General features: G+C 68.4%; 27 protein-coding genes and 1 pseudogene. 10 read left to right on the top strand and 18 right to left on the bottom strand.

The window, feature by feature from the left end; genetic code table 11:
* Window positions 1-61: 61 nt before the first annotated feature.
* The 3 genes from EOE66_RS09595 to EOE66_RS21775 all read left to right on the top strand — a co-directional run bounded on the left by EOE66_RS09595 (window position 62) and on the right by EOE66_RS21775 (window position 1858).
* A complete protein-coding gene (locus EOE66_RS09595) occupies window positions 62-880 on the top strand; it encodes a TatD family hydrolase (protein ID WP_128228478.1) in 819 nt (272 codons plus the stop codon).
* A 2-nt stretch (window positions 881-882) separates the two neighbouring features.
* Window positions 883-1518, top strand: a complete 636-nt coding sequence (locus EOE66_RS09590) for an ankyrin repeat domain-containing protein (RefSeq protein WP_128228477.1) — start codon at window positions 883-885, stop codon at window positions 1516-1518.
* 163 nt (window positions 1519-1681) lie between these two features.
* Window positions 1682-1858, top strand: a complete 177-nt coding sequence (locus tag EOE66_RS21775) for a hypothetical protein (protein WP_164885044.1) — start codon at window positions 1682-1684, stop codon at window positions 1856-1858.
* Between the two features lie 3 nt (window positions 1859-1861).
* On the opposite strand, the gene EOE66_RS09585 is transcribed toward EOE66_RS21775, so the two are convergent.
* Window positions 1862-2443, bottom strand: coding sequence for a hypothetical protein (locus EOE66_RS09585; protein ID WP_128228476.1), 582 nt, complete (start codon window positions 2441-2443; stop codon window positions 1862-1864).
* Between the two features lie 377 nt (window positions 2444-2820).
* Here EOE66_RS09585 and EOE66_RS09580 point away from each other — a divergent pair, with 377 nt between their 5' ends.
* The gene (locus tag EOE66_RS09580; RefSeq protein ID WP_128228475.1) at window positions 2821-3210 is read left to right on the top strand and encodes a hypothetical protein; all 390 of its coding nucleotides are present in this window, start codon (window positions 2821-2823) and stop codon (window positions 3208-3210) included.
* On the opposite strand, the gene EOE66_RS09575 is transcribed toward EOE66_RS09580, so the two are convergent.
* From EOE66_RS09575 to EOE66_RS09530, 13 genes are all read right to left on the bottom strand, one after another.
* Window positions 3197-3577: a type II toxin-antitoxin system VapC family toxin gene (locus tag EOE66_RS09575; protein WP_164885062.1), complete on the bottom strand. Its 381-nt coding sequence runs from the start codon at window positions 3575-3577 to the stop codon at window positions 3197-3199. The two genes, EOE66_RS09580 and EOE66_RS09575, sit on opposite strands and share 14 nt — an antisense overlap.
* A gap of 25 nt (window positions 3578-3602) precedes the next feature.
* Window positions 3603-3836 (bottom strand): hypothetical protein, encoded by a 234-nt coding sequence (locus EOE66_RS09570; protein ID WP_128228473.1) that lies wholly within the window; start codon window positions 3834-3836, stop codon window positions 3603-3605.
* Between the two features lie 36 nt (window positions 3837-3872).
* Complete coding sequence (locus EOE66_RS09565) at window positions 3873-5009, bottom strand: SGNH/GDSL hydrolase family protein (protein WP_128228472.1); 1137 nt, start codon at window positions 5007-5009, stop codon at window positions 3873-3875.
* A 358-nt stretch (window positions 5010-5367) separates the two neighbouring features.
* On the bottom strand, window positions 5368-5508 hold the full coding sequence (locus EOE66_RS21770) for a hypothetical protein (protein ID WP_164885043.1): 141 nt from the start codon (window positions 5506-5508) through the stop codon (window positions 5368-5370).
* Window positions 5505-5696, bottom strand: a complete 192-nt coding sequence (locus EOE66_RS09560; RefSeq protein WP_128228471.1) for a hypothetical protein — start codon at window positions 5694-5696, stop codon at window positions 5505-5507. Before EOE66_RS09560 ends, EOE66_RS21770 begins: the two co-directional genes overlap by 4 nt.
* Window positions 5693-5869, bottom strand: coding sequence for a hypothetical protein (locus EOE66_RS21765; protein ID WP_164885061.1), 177 nt, complete (start codon window positions 5867-5869; stop codon window positions 5693-5695). The genes EOE66_RS09560 and EOE66_RS21765 overlap by 4 nt, the downstream gene beginning before the upstream one ends.
* Before the next feature lie 10 nt (window positions 5870-5879).
* Window positions 5880-6389: a hypothetical protein gene (locus tag EOE66_RS09555; protein WP_128228470.1), complete on the bottom strand. Its 510-nt coding sequence runs from the start codon at window positions 6387-6389 to the stop codon at window positions 5880-5882.
* The gene (locus tag EOE66_RS21760) at window positions 6371-6538 is read right to left on the bottom strand and encodes a hypothetical protein (protein ID WP_164885060.1); all 168 of its coding nucleotides are present in this window, start codon (window positions 6536-6538) and stop codon (window positions 6371-6373) included. The genes EOE66_RS09555 and EOE66_RS21760 overlap by 19 nt, the downstream gene beginning before the upstream one ends.
* Window positions 6535-6768, bottom strand: a complete 234-nt coding sequence (locus tag EOE66_RS09550; protein ID WP_128228469.1) for a hypothetical protein — start codon at window positions 6766-6768, stop codon at window positions 6535-6537. Before EOE66_RS09550 ends, EOE66_RS21760 begins: the two co-directional genes overlap by 4 nt.
* Complete coding sequence (locus EOE66_RS09545) at window positions 6765-7403, bottom strand: lysozyme (protein ID WP_128228468.1); 639 nt, start codon at window positions 7401-7403, stop codon at window positions 6765-6767. The genes EOE66_RS09550 and EOE66_RS09545 overlap by 4 nt, the downstream gene beginning before the upstream one ends.
* Entirely contained in the window at window positions 7400-8551 is a 1152-nt protein-coding gene (locus EOE66_RS09540) for a hypothetical protein (RefSeq protein WP_128228467.1), read from the bottom strand. The genes EOE66_RS09545 and EOE66_RS09540 overlap by 4 nt, the downstream gene beginning before the upstream one ends.
* Window positions 8548-8787 (bottom strand): hypothetical protein, encoded by a 240-nt coding sequence (locus tag EOE66_RS09535; RefSeq protein WP_128228466.1) that lies wholly within the window; start codon window positions 8785-8787, stop codon window positions 8548-8550. The genes EOE66_RS09540 and EOE66_RS09535 overlap by 4 nt, the downstream gene beginning before the upstream one ends.
* Window positions 8784-9053 (bottom strand): hypothetical protein, encoded by a 270-nt coding sequence (locus EOE66_RS09530; protein ID WP_128228465.1) that lies wholly within the window; start codon window positions 9051-9053, stop codon window positions 8784-8786. The genes EOE66_RS09535 and EOE66_RS09530 overlap by 4 nt, the downstream gene beginning before the upstream one ends.
* A gap of 211 nt (window positions 9054-9264) precedes the next feature.
* On the opposite strand from EOE66_RS09530, the gene EOE66_RS09525 reads away from it, so the two are divergent.
* From EOE66_RS09525 to EOE66_RS09515, 3 genes are all read left to right on the top strand, one after another.
* Entirely contained in the window at window positions 9265-9657 is a 393-nt protein-coding gene (locus EOE66_RS09525; RefSeq protein ID WP_128228464.1) for a helix-turn-helix domain-containing protein, read from the top strand.
* Between the two features lie 233 nt (window positions 9658-9890).
* Window positions 9891-10130 (top strand): hypothetical protein, encoded by a 240-nt coding sequence (locus EOE66_RS09520; protein ID WP_128228463.1) that lies wholly within the window; start codon window positions 9891-9893, stop codon window positions 10128-10130.
* On the top strand, window positions 10127-11632 hold the full coding sequence (locus EOE66_RS09515; protein WP_128228462.1) for a TniQ family protein: 1506 nt from the start codon (window positions 10127-10129) through the stop codon (window positions 11630-11632). The genes EOE66_RS09520 and EOE66_RS09515 overlap by 4 nt, the downstream gene beginning before the upstream one ends.
* A 52-nt stretch (window positions 11633-11684) precedes the next feature.
* Here EOE66_RS09515 and EOE66_RS09510 read toward each other — a convergent pair whose 3' ends face one another.
* Window positions 11685-12776, bottom strand: coding sequence for an exonuclease/endonuclease/phosphatase family protein (locus EOE66_RS09510; protein ID WP_128228461.1), 1092 nt, complete (start codon window positions 12774-12776; stop codon window positions 11685-11687).
* A 402-nt stretch (window positions 12777-13178) separates the two neighbouring features.
* The gene (locus EOE66_RS09505; RefSeq protein ID WP_128228460.1) at window positions 13179-13853 is read right to left on the bottom strand and encodes an SOS response-associated peptidase; all 675 of its coding nucleotides are present in this window, start codon (window positions 13851-13853) and stop codon (window positions 13179-13181) included.
* 121 nt (window positions 13854-13974) lie between these two features.
* Between EOE66_RS09505 and EOE66_RS22140 the strand changes: the two are divergent.
* Together EOE66_RS22140 and EOE66_RS09495 are read left to right on the top strand one after the other, a co-directional pair.
* Window positions 13975-14113: pseudogene (locus tag EOE66_RS22140) on the top strand (VOC family protein); the annotation flags it as partial.
* Between the two features lie 28 nt (window positions 14114-14141).
* Complete coding sequence (locus tag EOE66_RS09495; protein ID WP_128228459.1) at window positions 14142-15245, top strand: CYTH domain-containing protein; 1104 nt, start codon at window positions 14142-14144, stop codon at window positions 15243-15245.
* A gap of 22 nt (window positions 15246-15267) precedes the next feature.
* Here EOE66_RS09495 and EOE66_RS09490 read toward each other — a convergent pair whose 3' ends face one another.
* A complete protein-coding gene (locus tag EOE66_RS09490) occupies window positions 15268-16482 on the bottom strand; it encodes a glycosyltransferase family 4 protein (RefSeq protein ID WP_245478977.1) in 1215 nt (404 codons plus the stop codon).
* 172 nt (window positions 16483-16654) lie between these two features.
* Here EOE66_RS09490 and EOE66_RS09485 point away from each other — a divergent pair, with 172 nt between their 5' ends.
* Window positions 16655-17275, top strand: coding sequence for a hypothetical protein (locus tag EOE66_RS09485; protein ID WP_128228457.1), 621 nt, complete (start codon window positions 16655-16657; stop codon window positions 17273-17275).
* 75 nt (window positions 17276-17350) lie between these two features.
* Here the strand turns inward: EOE66_RS09485 and EOE66_RS09480 are convergent, their stop codons facing one another.
* Window positions 17351-19000, bottom strand: coding sequence for an aminotransferase class III-fold pyridoxal phosphate-dependent enzyme (locus EOE66_RS09480; RefSeq protein ID WP_128228456.1), 1650 nt, complete (start codon window positions 18998-19000; stop codon window positions 17351-17353).
* Window positions 19001-19060: the final 60 nt, after the last annotated feature.

Raw genomic sequence — 19060 nt, 5'->3', positions numbered from 1 at the left:
CGCAGCCGGCCGCCATGAGCGGCCGGCGCAAATCCAGCGTGCAGCCTACAGCCCCCGGGCCATGTTCATCGATTCCCACTGCCACCTGAGCTTTCCTGAACTGCAGGCGAAGCTGCCCGAATTGCGCGCCGCGATGGCCGAGGCGCAGGTCGACCGCGCGCTGTGCATCTGCACCACGCTGGAAGAGTTCCCGCAGGTGCACGCCCTGGCCCTGGCGCACGACAACTTCTGGTGCAGCGTGGGTGTGCACCCCGACAACGAAGGCGTGCAGGAGCCCACGCTGGCCGACCTGCTGGAGCGCGCCGCGCTGCCGCGCGTGGTGGCTATCGGCGAAACCGGCCTTGACTACTACCGGCTGAACGGCCGCAGCGTGGCCGACATGGCCTGGCAGCGCGAGCGCTTCCGCGTGCACATCCGCGCCGCGCTGGCCACCGGGCTGCCGCTGGTCATCCACACCCGCAGCGCGAGCGAAGACACGCTGGCCGTGCTGCGCGAAGAAGCCGCCCGCGGGCGCGAGCTGGGGCAGGGCGCCGTGCGCGGCGTCTTCCACTGCTTCACCGAGACCATGGAAGTGGCGATGGCCGCGCTGGAACTCGGTTTCCACATCTCCTTCTCCGGCATCCTCACCTTCCGCAATGCCGAAGCGCTGCGCGAAGTGGCGCGTGCAGTGCCGCTGGAGCGCTGCCTGATCGAGACCGACAGCCCTTACCTCGCGCCCATGCCACACCGCGGCAAGACCAACCAACCGGCCTACGTGGCGCACGTGGCCGCGCAGCTGGCGGCGCTGAAGGGCGAGAGCCTGGAGACCGTGGCGAGTGTCACCACGGCCAACACCGAGCAGCTTTTCGGCCTGCCCGGCCGCCTGACGGAGCCCGCCTGATCATGAGAAACCACCTGAAGATACTTGTCTATCTATTGATCGCCATTGCGTTTTCTTCCGCACGCGCTGATGCCCTGGTGGATTTCTTCAGGGCCGTGCACCTGGATGACGAGCGCGGTGTCAGCAAGTTGCTGGCCCAAGGCTTCGACCCCAACAGCGTGAACGAGAAGGGCCAATGCGGCTTGTTCGTGGCGATGCGAGACGAGGCCCCCAAGGTCGCGGCGCTGCTGATGGCCCACCCACAGATCCGCATCGACCAGACCAATGCCAGCAACGAAACGCCGCTGATGATGGCGGCGCTGCGCGGCCACCTGCCGCTTGCCGAGCAACTGCTGGCGCGCGGCGCGGCCGTCAACCGCGCGGGGTGGACCCCGCTGCACTACGCCGCCAGCGGCCCCGAGCCGCGCATGGTGGCGCTGTTGCTGGCCCGCGGTGCGGTGGTGGACGCCCCTTCGCCCAACCGCTCGACGCCGCTGATGATGGCCGCGCGCTATGGCCCCGAGGAGTCGGTCGACCAGTTGCTGGCGAAGGGCGCCAGCCTGCAGGCCCGCAACGATGCGGGGCTCGGCGCGGCTGACTTTGCCAAACTCGCAGCACGCGAGCCGCTCGCGCGCCGTCTGGAGCAGGCGGCGCGTTGAGGCCTGAGTTGTGCAGATTGACCGTGTCAGAAGTCGTCTGACACGCGCTTTGGCGCTGCACCCACTCGGCAGGGCCATCGCGACGGCCTAGAGTGGCCTCACTGCCATCCCGCAGTGTTTGGAGGCACCTATGGCGCACCAGGCTACCGAACGCAACCCGTTCATGTTGATGATCAACCCCGAGGTCGTGATCGCCGCAATGCAGAGCTCAGAGCGCTTGGGCGCCCTGAACCGACACCTGTGCCGGCCACTCGACCGCGCCGCACCGGCGGGCCAGACTCAGGTGGACGGCGACGATGACAGCGCCGAAGACGGCGCCGAGGGCACGATCGCCCGCTGAAACTCAGCCGCGCAGGCGGGCCACCAGCACCGACCCCATCCAGGCGGACAGCAGCAGGGCCACCGCCGACCCGATCACGAGGCCGCGGTTTTCGCGCACGTACTGGATCACCTCGCGCGGCAGGGCCAACCAGCGCGCGAGCGCAGGGTTGGCGTGCGCCTCGCTGGGCGCCGAGCGAGGCGAAGGCCCCCCTGATTCGGCAGCCAACCCGGCCACCGGGGCCGCGGGCCGCGCCATCTGCTGCTGTTGAACCTGCGGCGTCGCCCCAGCCCCGAACAAGCCTGCCGCCGACACCGGTGGGGGCTCTGCACGCGCAGGCGTGTTGCCCAGGCTGTTACCCGGCGCAGGCAGCCCTTGCGTCAGGCCGCCCGCCGGCGGCGTCGGCCGCACGCGCCCGTCACCGGGACGCTGACGCTCGTTGAACTGCAGCCCGGCACTGGGCTGCTGCATTTCCACCAGCATGTCGATGGTGCTGGTCTCGCCGCGGCCACTGTGCTTGCGCACACCGCCTTCCAGCACCGACGTCGGCGCCGCTGGCGCTGAGGCGTTGGTGGTGGGCACTTCCGTGGTCGGCGCCGCGCTCACCGGCCCCTGAGCGAGCAAAAGCCCTGCGCACACGATCAGTGCAGGGTTGGGACGGAAAAGTGCAGGAATCGGCTTCACGGGGGATGGCGGGGAACGGGACTGTCGGCGTGTTGCAAGAAAAATGCCGGCGCGAATTTATCACGGTGCGTCATGCGTGAAGCCATCGTCTGAGTGGGCGCCCGGGAGGGCGTGTCAATCCTTCCGACACCTTTCTCCCCATCACACTGAATTGTGTACGATGTATATTATGTCAACTACGCCGCGCGTTTCAGCGTGGCTTGCGCGCCACGCGCGCCGCTTCGGCCAGGTCGGCCGCCGCTGTATCCACCCCCGGGCCGATGCACCTGGCCGGCGCGTGAGCCGACAACGCGGCCATCATGCTCAACCGCCTACCGCACCAGATGCCGCCCCTGGCCGTGATGCTCGAAGATCTCGGCCAGCCCACCACTGCCCAGCTCGGCCGCGCCCTTGGCGTGACGGAGCGCACCGCACGGCGCTGGGTTGCAGCAGGCCACGCCCCACGGCCGGCCATGCTGGCGTTGTTCTGGGTGACGCGCTGGGGGCAAAGCGTGGTTGACGCCGACGCGCACAACCAGGCCACCACCTACGCCGCCCTGGCCCGCGCCCTGCGGGCCGACAACGACGCCCTGCAGGCCGATCTGGCCCGCGTGCTGGCCCTGGCCGACACCGGCGCCGCGAACTCCGCCAGCTGGCGGGTGCTGCCGATGGCTACGGTGCTGCCGTTTCGTCGGGCTAAGCTGGCGTGAAGAGCTCGACGCCAGCGCGCCGCGCTGCACTGCGTAGCCCCCCATCCAGCGTGGCCAGCTGCGCACCGGCAGAAAGGGCAAGCGCCAGGTAGAACGCGTCGAACCCCTGCACGTTGTGGCGCAGTGCAAAGCGCGCCATCGCTGGCACTGATGCGGTGCTTTCGATCAGCCGCACGCGAAACACATCGATCAGCTCTGCGCGCTCTTCAATGAGCGCGTGACCCCAGCGGCCAGCGCGGCCACGCCGAAGCAAGGTGTAGGTAACCTCGCACAGAAACACCGATGGAGCCAGCAGCAGCTGGCGCCCTTCATGCGCCAGGCGGGCCACTTCGTAGCTGTATCGGTGGTTGTCGTCGGTGTCGTCCAACACCCACGCCAGCGCTACGCTGGCATCAACGACGATAGCCACTGGCCCGCGCTTCGCTCACCAGCTGCGCCGCGCCCTTCTGGCCCTTGCGCAACGCGCGGTGCGGGTGCGCTTTCCAGTGCGCCTCGTAACGCGCCATGGCATCGGGCGACGGCTTGCTGATTGGGCCCGGATCGGCAAATGCAATGCCGTCTACTGGCTTCAGCTTGACGCGCGACTCAGCCGCCGGGCGCCGAATGGTGAGATCGTCGAATTTCATGCGGGCAGTGTAGCCACGACAGGCCGTTCAAGGGCGTTACAACGCCAGCAGGCCCACGCGCAACGCCTCGGCCAGCATGAGGCCATAGGCGCGCGTCCCCGTGCGGTTCGGGTGCACGCCATCGTCTTGGTAGAGGTCCGCGTTTCCGTTGTTCGCCGGCGCGCCGGTGCGGCCGGTGCCCGTCATCCAGCAAACGCCCGTTGGGTTGGGGTCACTGAGCAACGCGGGGTTGTACGTGCCGTGGGGGCCCAGCTGCAGGCCGCGGCTGTTCGCAATCTCACCCATCTCGGGGTCCACAAACACCCAGGGGCCTGCGTCCGTCTCGGCCAGCAGCTGGCGCATCAAGCGGGTCTTGTCGTGGTTGGCGCGGCCGGTGTTGCCGTAGTTCGCGTTTGATTGGCTCGGGGTCCACACGCCCACCATGGCGATGACGGCCGAAGGCGCGAAGGCGCGCGCGTTGCGCACGGCCAGGCGCACAGCATCGGTGAAAGCCTGCAGCGCCGCCGCGCCTGTGGCCAAGCCCAGGCCCGCATCGGCCGCGTTCGCGTTGTCGTTGAGGCCCATGCCGAACAACACCAAGTCAGGTGCCAATGCGGCCGGCAAGCCTGCAGCGCGCTGGGCGCCGGTGTTGACGGCCTGGGGTTGCGTGGCCGTGCGCGCAAAGCCGGTGCCGCCGATGGCGTCGATGATGGGCGTTCCGATGCCGATTTCAGCGAAGGCTTCACCATACACGCCGCCCGCCACTGGAAAAACCGGGGGCTCTTGGCCGTAGCTGTCAGTGATGGCCACGGCCACGGGTTCGTGGCTTCGATCCAGCGGCAGCATTACATCGCGCGCTGATTCGCGTCCCACGTTTTGAATGGCACCGCCTGAAAAGTTGTGCACCACCACCTGGCGCACAGCGCGGGAGCCGAAATCGAATTTCACCCAGCAGTTTTGCAGGCCGCTATCGAGCGAAGCGCCAGCCACGCCGTTGGCAAGCTGGTTGCGAATCGCGCCACCGGACCAGCTCCATGCGCCATCAACCAGCACAGCGAAGCTGGGCGCGTAGCTGCTCATCTGCACCTCAAACGCGCGGCCGTCTAGCGTGAAGCTGACGGGGGGCGAACCGATGATTCGCTCAGCCGTGGTGGCATAGGCGCACCAGGGGGGCGGCCCGTACTGCGTGAACACGGCCGAGGGGGCATGCATCCACACGCCGCGGCCGGCCAGCGCTGCGGCCTTCATGCTGGCGTTTGGCCCGGTCCATGGGCCGTTCAGCAGCTGCACGCCGCCGGCAGACAGCATCGGGCCGTTTTGCGTGCCGCGGGTGACCGTGAGCGAGGCCGACACGGGCGAGATAGCCAGGCGGCCCGCGTCCTTGCGTTGAATCGCCCGCTTGAGTTTCTCCACACTGGGCGTGCTGCCTGCAAGGTCGTGCAGCGGCTGCAGCGGCAGTGCGTCCAGGCCGGCGCCGTGTTGTCGCAGGCTCACCAGGCGGCCGGTGGCCTTGTCGAAGTTGCCGAAAACGTCTTGCTGCTTGGTCACAGGTTTACTCCCACTGCCGCTTGATCCAGGCCTTGACGGCCGGCAGCTGGCCGATGACGAGGGCGGCCAGCAGCGCGCCGCCGATGACGATGAGGGCCTCGCGCCCGATTTCTGCGGGCTTGGGCACGATGGCGGCCACCTTCACGGCCGCGGGCCTTCAGGGGCTTGCACGCCCTTGGCCGCTAGCAGCGCATCCAGGCGCACCACGATGGCGGTTTGCCCCTGCTCCAGGGCCGCCACGCGGCCTTGCAGCGTCAGCGCGTGGCCAGTCCAGCCCAGCAGCACGCCCACCAGGGCACCGCCGCCGGCTTTCACCAGGTCGGCGCCTGTCACTTGGCGCCCTTCTCCGGCTGCAGCATGGCCACCACGCCCGCGATGGTGGCGCCGATGGCGGCCGGGTCTTTGGTGGCCGCGGCATGCGCGGCGCTGCCGATGACAGCGGCCACACCGGCCCAGGTGCTGGGCTCTTTCAGGCGCGAGGCGAAGAACAGGGCAAGGGTTTGCATGCGGTTGCTCTCAGGGTGCGAAGTACGGGGCCACCTGGCTGGTGGGCAGTTCGTAGGTGAGGATCTCCGCCACGCTCGGCGCGGGGTAGCGACGGCGCAGGCGTTCGGTTTCGTCATAGCTCGCGCGCAGCGGCAGGCCCAGGGCCGCGGCGCTGCCTGCAGGCGGTGGCGTGCCGCTGCCCGAGTCCATGAACACGGCCCGCGCCAGAGCGGGCGCGCTGGCCCACTTGCTGGCCTCGAAATAGCCGTGCTGGTCGATGATCCAGCGCGCGACGGCCGCGTCTGTGGTGGTCTGCGCCGGCGTGGGGAGTCCCACGGTCTGGCCGATGGCACCCACGCCACCGGACACCAGGCCGCCGGCCGCGTCCACTGCGGCATTGACTGCACCGGCGCCGATGGCCGAGGCCGCCTCGGCCACGCCACCACGGCGCGACACCCACCAGGCGGCCAGGCCGAGGCCGGCCACGGCCACGGCCGCCACTGCCACGGTGGGCGTGATGTTCACGTGCGGCCACTCCATGCGCCCGCGTAGCTCCACCACTGGCCGGGGCTGGTGGCGGTTTCGCTGTTGTGCGTGGTGGGCGCGGCCTTGGTTTGCTTGCGGTGCGCGGCCAGCAGCAGCGCCACGATGCCGACGCCCACAATGGCGGTGGTGATGTTGAATTTCACAGGATCCCCAGTGCTCGCAGTTCGCGTTCGGTTTCCCCGATCGCTTGGTTGTAGATGGCCGTCTGTTGCGCGGTCAGTCCCTTGAACCACGTGTTGGCCTCCACCTGCCGGCGCTCGGTGGCGGTGGGCGTCATGCTGGCTTTGCCGGGGCCGCGGAAGACGAACCAGACAGCGAACAGGCCCAGGGCCACGGCCGCGCCGGTCATCAGTTGAGGGGTGCCGATCTTCATGCGTAGTTCCCGGTTCGGTAGAGCGCGATTTCGCGGGCCCGGCGGTTGCGCAGGCCCCTTTCGAGATGGGTCCCAGCGCGCACGAACTGCAGCGCCGCGGCCTCGGGGTCTTGGCCTTCGTTGACGGCCTGCGCGATGGTGCGGAAGCTGCGCGGGCTCAGGTTGTAGGCCATGTGCACCAGCGCATCGAATTGATGCTGCTGCAGCGGGGTTTCGACGTAGGCGCGCACCCAGCGCGCGGCGCGGGCTTCCACGTCTTCCAGAAACCACGCCTCGGCCTGCTCGCGGGAAATCCACTCTGGGGGCTCTTCGCCGCCGTCCCTGTAGTAGCGGCCAAAGCCGATGGTCCATCCGCCATCACCCAGGCGGTAACGCTGCAGGCGCAGGGCCTCGCCCTCTTTCAGCATCGCCAGCAGCTGGGCCGAGGGCTGCAGGCTTGCGACTGCAGAGCCGGTGACGGCCTGGCCGAGATTCGCCATGGCCAGGCCGAAAGAATCGGCCCACGTGGGCGCGGCCTCGGGGTCTTGCGTGACGTATGAGGGGCCACGGTCGCGGCGCCACACCAGCACGCCGGACACCAGCAGCAGCACGGCCGCGGCCGTGACGGTGAGGGCCGCTGCAGCTTCGTTGTTCACACGTTGGCCCCGGTGAGGATCGACACCCACGCGGCACCGTTGGACACCGCGATGGTGCGGCCTCCGATGGCGTCATTCACGTTGATGAAGTGTTCCGCGAAGGTTGCCGGGTCGGGCAGCGCGGCGCGACTGAACACCGGCAGGCGCAGCGGCCTTTCGAGTGCCACGGCGCGCGTGGTCTTGTCCACCGTCAGGGCCACGCCGGCCGTGACGGCCAGCTGCAGACTGCCGAGCGCGTTTTTCACGTGCACATCCTCTGCAGCGCCGACAGAGTTGCGGATGCTGCAGAACACGGTCGTTCCGAGGCCCTCCACCATGTGCGCCAGGCCGGCCGGTGAGAGTTCCTTGAAGTGCCAGGCCGCCGGGGGGTTGTTCGTTTCGCCGCCGAAGCTGGTGTGTCCGGTGTCCACCTGCGCCACCACCCAGGTGAACGTGCCCCGCGCGCCGCCCACGTTGGCCCCGTAGCAGTCAATCGCCATGGCCGACATTTCGGCATCGGTGAGGCTGGTCCCGATCTGGGTTCCCTGCCCCCACTGCCACACCACGGAGCCATCCACGGCCGTGGCATAGAAGGCCCGGCGGTTGTCCATCGCGGTCCGCGAGGGGTGCCCCGGTGGCGCGAGGTTGGAATCGTTCGAGATGGTGTAAGCCGGGGCCCAGTAGGCCCGAAGCCACTTCGTGTTGCCGTTGTGCTGACCGGGGCTGGTGGTCTGCGGGGTGTGCGTGAACACGCGTTCTTGCATGCCGTCATAGACGGCCGGAAAACCCGCGTAGCTGGCGCCCTTGCTGTAGTCGATGACGGCCACCGGAACGGTGATTCCGGTGAAGTCGGGGTGCGTCGAAAGGTCGGTGTCCTTGTAGCCGTAGTCAAGCCAGCCCGGCACCTTGACCACGCCGCCGCCCATGCTGGCCGCGGCCGTGATGGCCGCTTGAAGCGCGGCCTTCACCTCGGCGCGCGTGTTGGCCGCGGTCATGCCGAAGTCTGAGGCCAGGTTGAACTCCTGGCGGTCGTTCCAGGTGTGCGCGCTGGTGGGCGCGGCGCCCGCGGCGCTGCGCTGCACGGTGATGAGTGCATCGCCTTGCCCAGCTGCTGCGCTGGCAAGCTCGGCGCGCAGGCGCGCCACGGCCGCTGATATCAGCTGGCTCATGCGTTGACGCCCTGCCAGGTGACGGACGCGTTCTTGCCGGCCTCGCAGATGCCAGACCAGGCCAGATTGCCGCCGCGGTCTTCCACCCACACATCGCCGGCCAGCAGCACGATGCAGCGTTGTGCCCACGTGAGGCCGGCCGCGCCGATGGCGACAGGATCCGGGCCGAGGTTGCAGATGCGCAGCGTTCGGCGCGCAGCGTTGGCCGCCGCGATGACCTGGCCGGCGCTGCTCACGGCATGCGCATGCGCACGCTGCCGTCTGGCACGTTCGCGCTGATGGTCACTTCGCCGCTGCCGCGGATGATGACCAGGGCCACATAGGCTTCCGCGTCTGCATTGATGGCCCAGGGCTTGGGCCGCAGTTGGTTGGGGTGCTCGGCGCTGCCCTTGAAGGCCGGTTCCGCGCCGTGGTGGGCGGTCTGGTGCTGGGTGGGCCGCTGCTCAGATGCAACGGCCGCCGCAGGCGCGCTTTGCGCCGCGGTGGGGGTGGTTTCGAACATGCCATGTTCCTCAAGCCCACCAGGCCAACGCATCCCGCAAAGGTGTCCGCCCGGCCCGAAGGCTTGAGAGGGATGGCGGCCCGGCCGGCGTTTCAAGGCCGAACGGACCGCGCGAGACTACTTCAAGGGCTTGAATGCTTCAAGGGCTTGATGCTTGCAGCCCTTGCAGCACAGGTCCACACTGCCCCTGTTTTCTAACCGAGGCGGCCCAATGAAAACAGTTCAGATCATCGACCTGGTGTGCATGGTGCATGCCTGGTCAGATTACCGACTAGCGAAGGAACTGCACGTATCGCCTTCAGCGGTCAGCAACTGGCGCGCCGGGCGCAGCTTCCCCGAGCCGGTCCTGTGCGTGAAGCTGGCCGCCCTTGCAGGCGTTGAGCCAGGCCAAGTGATCGCGCAGGTGGAAGCCGAACGCGCAGAACGCGCTGGCAAGATGGACCAGGTGAAGACCTGGAACACTTGGCTTGGGAAAATGACCGGCACTGCAGCGGCGGTCATTATGTCCGCGAGTATGTCCGGAGTTTCGACCGATGCAGGCGCAATGCCTGTAGATACTCAAACTGGGAATCTGCTGAAACCCATTGTTTGTATATTATGTTAACTACTGCGAAGCCGCTGCACTGGCGCACCGAGGGCCTGTTGGAACAAGCTTCCGCTGCCAACAGCGCAAGCTAACCCTGCCAACGGCTACAAGCTAATCCTGCCAACAGCAGCCGTCGCCTCAAGCCCCTGCAGTCCGACGTGGAAGGCTGCGCCGCTCCAACTACGAACATGCGCGTGACAAGCGCGCCACGGACTGGGTACGTTGGTCCAGAGCTTTTGCCTCAGCGTAGGATGGCTGCCGAGTGCCGCTTCGGCAGCGTTATCAACTTGGTGCGCAGCGCCTGCGCTTTCGGCGCGATGAGCAGGCAGCTCCAAGTGACGCTGGAGAACTTCTGCTCGGCGTATTGCGAGGTGGCTCCCAAGAACAAGCGCAAACCCGAGGACAACCCGTTCCTCCTGCCCATCGACACAGCCAAGAGCTTGGTCAAGCAGATGCAGAGCCGGCGCACGCGGCCGCAGCCGACATCATGAGCCGTGCCGCCAATCACGGCGTCCCGCGGCTCCTGGGGCGTCTGCCTCTGGGCGATGACGAGTCGGTCGTCAGTTTCCTGCAGCGACACGCAGAGGCCAATCGAGCCGTACGGATGCTCGACCTGCTGCGCCTGTTGGAGCGCATCTCGGGGGAGTCACTCAGCGACGTTCGCACGGTCGTCCATAGTCGCGGAGCCCTTCACGCGGTGGAATGGCTAACCGGCCTCGACCAGGGCGCACTGGACTCACGCTTTCTGGCGCGCGTGCAGGACACCCACGTCCGGTCAGGTCACCACTTTTGGCCCAAGGCGGCTCGGTTCTCCCCCCGTCAAACCGTGTGCCCGAGTTGCTTACTCGATGGCGGCTTTGCTCGCACGGGGTGGGAGTTCGTTCAAGCGCCGGTGTGCCTCGTGCATCGACTGGCGCTCGTCGAGTGCTGCCCTGCATGCTCGAAGCCCCTGCGCCATAGCCGTACGCAGCTTCGCTACTGCGCCGATTGCGGCACTGACCTGCGGCAGTCTCCGGCAAAGGAAGTGTCCGCGGCCGCAGTGGTTGCCGCGAGGTTGGTTCAGCAGCCGGCGATGGTTCCGATGGGCAACGCCAGCTCGACGGCGCCAGTCGACGAGACGGACCTGTCGCGATTGCTGCGTCTGTGCGTGCTGCCAGGGCCGGGTCGGGCATCGACCTACGGGTTGACCGAGGACCTGAGTGCCTTGTCTGTCGCGGACCGAGTCCTGGCGCTGGAGCGTCTTGGTGAGGCGATGGTCGAGCGTCGCATCGATAGCGCACGGCTGCGCTCGGTCATTCTTCAGCGCTGGCCCGGCATCGACCGGTTCCCCGACAACGCCGTCGCTCCGTTGTTGAAGGAGGTGGCCCTGGAGGTTGAGCTAGACGCCGAAGTCACGCGCCTGTTGTGCTACGGCAATGTCAGCGGTGGAGCACCGACTGCCGCACAACTGTTTCAAGGACGACCTCCTCAGCTGGGTGGGGCTCGGGAGGTCACCGATTTTCTTGGCGTCGACCACGCGATGCACAAGCAACTCCGCAAGCTTGGGCGTTTCCCGAAGGCAGAGGTCGGGCACGGGTATGACTTGGACGAAGTGCTCGCGGTCAGGCGCTGGCTGGATTCGCTCCAAGCGCCGGCCGGCCTGGACGAGGCGTTCGGTTGGCTTGGCCTCACGGACGCACTGGTCGAGTTGAACCTGCTTGAAGGGCTGAGGGCCGCCGACGGCCGGCTTCTGGGTGTGGACGTGGGGTCGGTCGCGGGGCTGGTGTCGAGGCTTCAGTCTGCGGTTGCGCCGTCCCGCAGAGCGGTGACCTCCACAGTGCCCTTACATCACGGTCGTCAACTCGGCATGGACACCAAAACGATTGCCTGGGCCGTCGCTCAAGCCATCGGGGGAAGCCTGTCAGCCCACGCGTGGCCACCGCCGCACAGGATTCGTGACCTGGTGGTGGACGCTGCCCGGTTGTGTGAGTTGGCACGAATGAGTACGGACTGAAGGAGCGGTCAACGGCGGTCGAACGGGCCAGTGGTACCGGGCGTTCGCTTCATTACCACTCGATAACCACCGAAACGGGCTTGTGGTCACTGGGGCGGTTACTGCGAGCAGCCTCGGGGTTCCCGACCACGCCCAAAGCCCATGCATCTTCCTCCACCACGCAGCTTCCTTTCTTCAGCCCATAGGCGCCAACCCCACTCCAGATGGCCGGCGACACCAGGACGTGGTCGATGAGTTCTTTCACGATGGCGCCGTCTTGCAGTGGGTCGGAGAACTCCGCGGTCGAGGCCGCGGCCAGGACTTCAGGCGACATCGCGTGCTTGAAATAGGTGTTGGGGTCCAGAAACGACCCGACCAGCTCATCGAGGATGCTCTTGACCAGGAACTCTTCCTCCATCAGGTCCCGAAAGGGACCGTCGTTGAAGTCTCCGACCACCACCACACTGGCTTGCTGCGGCCCTTTGGCAACGTTGGCTGTCAAGACCGCTCGCAGGCGCGCTACCTCGGCGGACAGCTTTTGGCGGCTGCTGAGCGCGTCGAGAACCGGCTCGGGATTCGTGCCCCGGTTGACCCACTGGCTCTTTGTCTTCAGCTTGGAAAACTTCGACTTGGTGTGAACGCCCCCCAGGATGAGGTCCTGCCCAGGTGCGAGTTGCGCGCGAATCAGCAGTGGGTGCCGCGCCAAGTTGTGCGACTTTCGGTCCTCCGCAGCAATCATTCCCCACGGGTAGTACGGCACCTTCCGCCACAGCGTCGCAGGCGCATCGCCCTCCGGTAGCCAGGGCGTGAAGCCGTTACTGGCGTCGCGGCGGACCAGGGCATAGATGGCTTGGTCTGCTCGGTTGGAACGATGCACGGCGTACGCATCGTCCAGGAAAGTCTCGACGAACAGTTCCATCTGCTCCTGGAGCGGAGGGCCCTCTTGGATAAACAGGACGTCCGGGTTGATGGTCTTGATGCCGGCCGCGATGCGTTGGCAGAGGTCAGGCACGTCAGCAATCGGGCTGAGTCGGATGCCGCCCGCGGTCTTTCCGGGGAACGACGCCGGAATCGTGGGGTCTGCCAGCCAGTCCGCATCCCTCCGGGCTCCGAAAAGCGCGGTCATCCACTCGATGTTGTAGGTGCAGACCTTTAGGCTCGGCATGTTCCCTCCTGCGGAAGCTGCAGTGAACCGAGACCTTCGCACTGCGTCAAGCCCACATCAGATGATGGACAGGACGACCCCTACGGCCGAGCCCCAAAAATTTCGTCGCTAAATCAACAACTTGCGAGCTTGCAGAAATTAGCTTGGGAACCTGGCCGCCGTTGCATCCGGCGTCTTGCACAGGGCAAAACTGCCGTCGCTAAGTTATTGATTTACTTGGCCCTTCGTTCGCAGGGCTATCTGGAAACAACAGGGCCCCGCGCAACCACCATGGTCCTCCCCTGGCACAGCAGAGTTGCAGCCCTGAAGTTGCCAGGCGCACGGTGGACGCAGCAGGCACCGGCGCCGTGTTGCCGGTAGCCGCGAAGTCGTGTCGGCCGCCCAGCTGTCAGCGATGGGGCACTACCGCAGCGAAATGGCACCTGGCGCCGGCCCGGCGTCGAACAGCTCGGCATCGGGCAGCCGCAGCAGCGACCCGGCCTGCGCCACCGTGCCGTGCAGCCACAGGTCCACGTCGGCCTGTTCGATGGGTACCACCGCGCGCTTGTCCTGCAGCTCGGGCGGGCGTTTCGGGTCCGGGCGGTGCATGCGCTGCATCAGCGGGTGCGCGTCGGCGTTCTGCGTGAGCATGGTGTAGCTCTCGACAAGTTCCCCGGTCTGGGGGTCGGTCCACACGTTCCACAGCCCCGCCAGTCCCCAGGGCTGGCCGTCACGGCGGCGGAACATCCAGGGCACGTGCCGACCGCTCTCCCAGTTGGGTTCGAAGAAGGCCAGCGCCGGGATGATGCAGCGCTGCCCGCGCGCCCAGGGCTGCTTGTAGGAGGCCTTGCCCATCAACTCTTCGGAACGGGCGTTGCAGGTGGGGAACTTGAGCTTGCGTTCCTTCGCGAACCAGGGGATCAAGGCCCACTGCCCCACCACCAGTTCGCGCTCGGGCGCCACCACGTCGCGCGCGGCGCGGATGAAGGCGCCGGCATAGTTGGGGAAGACCTCGCCGCCCCGCCAGGGGTTGCGACCGCCCACGTGCCACTGGCGTTCGATGTCACCGGCTTCGGGCGAGATGTAGCGTGTGCACATGCCTGGGTTCTGGGTCGGCAAAGCGACTCTGCCGTCGGTCGGGAGCTGCGAAATCTCAGGCTGCCGGCTTGCCGAAGGGCGGGCCGCTGGGCCGTCGATGTTAGTGACAGCGCGCCCGGCCGGCGATCAGCTGACCGTCGAGTACACCGTGATCAGCCTCCCCTGCCGAGGCCTTCTCCTTCCGGATCGCCACCGAAGACCGGGCCGAGACCGACCGCCGCTGGAACGCCATCGCCGCGGCCGAAGCCCGGGAACGGGCATGGCGAGCAGCCGCGGCATCATCGGCGCATGACCGAACTCGAACTCAAGTTCATCGTGCCGGCGGCCTGCCTGGACTCGTTGCGGCAAGACCTGCTGGGCCGCGGCGCGTTGGCAGTGCGCATGCGCGCGCACTACTTCGACACCGCCGACATGGCCCTGGCCCGCCACCGCGCCGCGCTGCGCCTGCGGCTGGAAGGGCGGCACTGGGTGCAGACGCTCAAGGCCGCCGGGGCCGGCGCCGTGCACCGCCTCGAGCACGAAGTGCGTGTGCCCGGCCGCCCCAGTGAACGCCCGGCGCTGGACCCGGCCCGCCACGCTGGCAGCCCGGCCGCCGCGGGCCTGGCTGCGGCGCTGGCCGACGCCGCCGACCCTGCGCTGACCGAGTTGCACGCCACCGAGGTGCTGCGCCTGCAGTTGCAGCTGCAAGACGCCGAGGGCACGCAGATCGAAGCCGCGCTCGACACCGGCCACGCCCACGCCGCCGGCCGGCAAGACGCGCTGCAGGAGCTGGAGCTGGAACACAAGGGCGGCCCGCTGGCCGGCTTGTTCGAACTGGCCATCGCCTGCGTGCGGCACGGGGGCCTGTGGCAGAGCACGCTCACCAAGGCCGAACGCGGGCTGCGCCTGCACCTGGGCCAGACCGGGCTGCGCGCGGCCCCGCACCGCCCGGCGCAGGCGGCCGCGGCTGCGCCCCCCGCGGCGGTGCTGCGCGCCTGCCTCCAGGCCGTGCTGACGCCGCTGCTGGCCCACAGCAGCGAACTGGCCGGCAGGGCACCGGCCACCGCGGGTGCGCCGACCGTGCCCGGCTTCGACGCCGTGGCCGCGGCCCTGGGCGCAGACCTCTCGCGCCTGGGCGCGTTGCTGCGCTGCCTGCAGGACGATCGATCGCCCGAGGTCGCAGGCTGGCAGGCGCAAGCCCGCGCCCTGCAAGGCTTGGCGCGTGCGCACCGCCACCACCCCGACGCCCTGGGCGCCACCGCGCGCAGTACCGGCTTGCAGGTGCTGCTGCTGCAACTGCAGCAACGGGCACATGCCGGCGACGACGCCTTCGCAGCCGCAAGCGCCCTGCCCCCGGCCACCTGGCGCCGGCGTCGCGCGGCGCTGGTGAAGGCCGGGCTGCTGCTGGGTTGAGGCGCGCGAGCGGCTCGCGGCTTCAGGCCGTGGGCAGCACGCCCTTGCGCCAGCGGGCGGCACCCATCGGCATGGCTGCCGCGCGCGCCTCGTGGTAGCTGCCTTCCACGGCCTCGACGATGCGGGCCCAGTCCAGCGTCAGTGCGGTGTCGCGTGCACGTTGGCCCAAAGCGCGCAGCTGGCTGCGGTCGGCCGCGGCGCGGCGGGCCACGCGGCAGAACTCGCTGGCCTCGCCCGGCCGCGCGAGCAGGCCGTTGTCACCGTGGCGCAGCAGCTGGCCCGCGGCCGCGTGGTCGAAGGCCACCACCGGCAGGCCGCTGGCCATGGCCTCGGGCACCACGTTGCCGAAGGTCTCGGTCAGGCTGGGAAAGAGGAAGACATCGGCCGAGGCGTAATGCCGAGCGAGGTCTTCGCCGCGGCGGATGCCGCTGAAGACGGCCTCGGGGCTTTGCAACTGCAGGCGCTCGCGCTCGGGGCCGTCGCCCACCAGCACCAGGCGCAGCCGGGGTTCGTGCTCGCGCATCGCTTCGGCGGCCTCCAGCAAGAGGCCGAGGTTCTTCTCCGCGGCCAGGCGCCCCACGCACAGGGCCACCAGCGTTTGCGGCGTGGCGCCCCACTGCGCACGCAGCCGGTCGCAGCGAAGCTGCGGCGTGAAGCGCTGCGTGTCCACGCCCCGGGCCACCACCTGCACGCGCTCGAATCCGGCCTCGGCAAGCTCGCTGCGCAGCGCGTCGGTGGGCACCATGGTGGTGGCCGTGCGGTTGTGGAAGTGACGCAAGTAGGCCATCACCGGCCCGCTGAGCCAGCCCACGCCATAGTGGTGGCTGTAGGCGTGGAAGTTGGTGCGGAACTCGCTCACCACCGGCAGCCCCAGCTGGCGTGCCGCCCGCAGCGCCGACCAGCCCAGCGGCCCCTCGGTGACGATGTGCACCACATCAGGCCGCTGCCCTTGCCACAGCCGGCGCAGCAGGCCGGCCGCCGGCAGGCCCATGCGCAAGCCGGGGTAGCGCGGCAGGCCGAGACCGGGCACCAGCGTCTCTTGGTAGCCGGCTTCCTGCAAGGGGCGGTCTTGCGGGCCCTGGCGGGGGCGGGTGAGATGCAGCCCGTGCCCCGCCTCGCGCAGGCCCTGCACCACACGCGCAAAGCTGGCCGCCACGCCGTTGACCTCGGGCGGATAGGTTTCGGTCACCAGGGCGATGTGCAGGCGCGCACGCGCGGGGCTGGGGGCGTTGTGCAAGGCGCAGTGCTCCATCGGGGGTGAAAACGCGAGCGATGCTGCGCGCACTTGGCAACAGCGGTGTGACAGCCGCACCGGCTTGCACTGTCATCGCGTCGACACGGTCGGGTCATGCCGACTTCATGGCCGGTGGCCAGCATGCGGCTGCCTTCATCCTTGCCAGGAGCCTTGCATGCGCAGCTTTCTCGACGAACTCGCCACCCAGCGCTGGGACGACCACCGCTACTACCACCACAGCCGCATCAACCAGAGCCTGCACCTGGTCAGCGCGCTGAGCTTCATCGTCGCCTACGGCCTGCTCTTCGTCGACCCCGCCAGCGCCGCGCTGCTGGCCTGGTGCGTGAGCATGACCACGCGGCAGGCCGGCCACTTCTTCTTCGAGCCCAAGGGCTACGACCACGTCAACCGTGCCACGCACGAGCACAAGGAAGACATCAAGGTCGGCTACAACCTGCGCCGCAAGGTCGTGCTGATGGCGCTGTGGGCCGCGGTGCCGCTGGTGCTGTGGTTTGCGCCATCGCTGGGCGGCTTGATCGAACCCGCCCAGGGCCTGCGCGGCTGGTTGCACGACGTGGGCATGGCCTGGCTGGCGCTGGGCGTGGCGGGGCTGGTGTTCCGCACCGTGCACCTCTTCTTCCTGCAAGACCTGCGCACCGGCTTGGTGTGGGCGACCAAGATCCTCACCGACCCCTTCCACGACGTGATGCTCTACTGGCGCGCGCCGCTGGCCCTGCTGCGCGGCGAGCTCATCGACCCGATGCTGCATGCGCAGCGCGGCCCGCGCGGCCACTGAAACAACGCCGCAACGGCGAAACGGCCCCGCACTGCGGGGCCGTTTTGTTTGCAGCGCGGCCGAACGCGCTGCCGCTCAGACCCTGGCGCGCAGCATCTCGCGCAGCAGCCCGCGGCGGATGGCGGTGTGCGTCAGCGAAGGTGCGTGCCACCACCAGCCATCGGCCTGCATGGCCTTCGCCGCGGCGATGAAGCGCTGGCACACGGCCTCGAACTCGGCCTCGCCATAGTTCAGGCTGAAGACCATGCGCCCCGTGCCCACCCAGCTGAGCAGCAGGCCCTGGGCGCGCAGGTAGAACTGCAGCATCCAGTGGTAGCGGCCGGGCTGCGTGTAGAACACCGTCCACACGCTGCCGAGGTTGGCCACCTGCACCGGCAGCCCCGCGGCCTGCAGCCGCTGGTTCAGCTGCGCGGCGCGCGCGTTCCAGGTGGCGTCGGCCTCACGGTACATCGCGCGCACCGGCTCGCTGTGCAGGCGCTCCAGGAACACCTGCATCGCGGTCATCACGTAGGGGTGCGAATTGAAGGTGCCGCGCGCGAAGCAGATGTCGGCCGGCCGCTCTTCGCGGTAGCGCTTCATCAGCGCCGCCCGGCCGCAGACCACGCCCACCGGCAGGCCGCCGCCGAGCGTCTTGCCGTAGGTCACCATGTCGGCCTTCACGCCGAAGTACTCCTGCGCGCCGCCGGGGGCCAGGCGGAAGCCCATGAAGACTTCGTCGAAGATCAGCACGATGCCGCGCTCGGTGCACACCTGGCGCAACTGCTGCAGCCAGGCGGTGTAGGCGGCGCGGTCGAAGTGCGCGCGGCGGCTGCCGTCCAGCAGCGTGTTGTCGGCCGGCGCGGCCTTGTTCGGGTGCAGGGCTTGCAGCGGGTTCACCAGCACGCAGGCGATGTCCTTGCGCTTGCGCAGCACGCGCAGCGTGTCGGCGTCCATCTCCTTGAGCGTGTAGGTCTTGCCCGGGGGCAGCGGGTTGCCGGGGCCGGGCTGAACGTCTTCCCACCAGCCGTGGTAGGCCCCGCTGAAGCGCACGAGGTAGGGCCGCTTGGTGTGGTAACGCGCCAGGCGCACGGCCTGCATCACGGCCTCGGTGCCGCTCATGTGGAAGCTCACCTCGTCCAGGCCGGAGATGCGGCGCAGTTGCTCCACGTTCCAGGCGACGGCCGCGTGGTAGCTGCCGAGGATGGGGCCAAGCGCCTGCGCGCGGGCGCTGCCTTCTTCGATGCAGGCCTTGTAGAAGTCGTGCCCGAAGACGTTGACGCCGTAGCTGCCGGTGAGGTCCAGGAAGACCTGCTCGTCGAGATCGGTCACGGTCACGCCATCGGTGCGCTGCACGAAGGCGCCCACGGCGATGTGCTCGCGCAGGTAGGGGCCGTACTGGTAGGGCACGCGGTAAGCGCCGGTGAACTGCAGGTCCGACAGGCCTTCTCGCGCCTGCCGCGTGAGGGCCAGGCTCTTGGGGTGGCGCGTGCGCAACGTGTGCGCCAGTTGCATGAAGCCGCTGCGGCGCTGCGCCTGCACCTCGGCAGGTGCGCCGTCGCTGCTGAAGAAGCGCGCCTCGTCGTAGGCATAACCCGGCAGCAACCGCGCCACGCGTTTGGCCATGCGCGCATGGCCGGTGAGCGAGCGGTGCTTGGCCATCGAAAGCTCGAGCCGCTGCCGCGCCATCGGCAGCAGCACCGCGGCGCTGGCAAGCGCCAGCGCGCCCAGGACCAGGGGTTCGTTCATGCGGGCCTTCCATGCGGAATGAAAACCCGGCTTGTAGAGGCGCGTGTTGACAGGCTGATG

Origin of the sequence: Rubrivivax rivuli (assembly GCF_004016505.1) — a bacterium.
In the GTDB taxonomy this organism is placed as follows: domain Bacteria; phylum Pseudomonadota; class Gammaproteobacteria; order Burkholderiales; family Burkholderiaceae_C; genus Rubrivivax; species Rubrivivax rivuli.
Note: the sequence above shows the minus strand (reverse complement) of the source record. Positions and strands in the feature narration are given on the sequence as shown.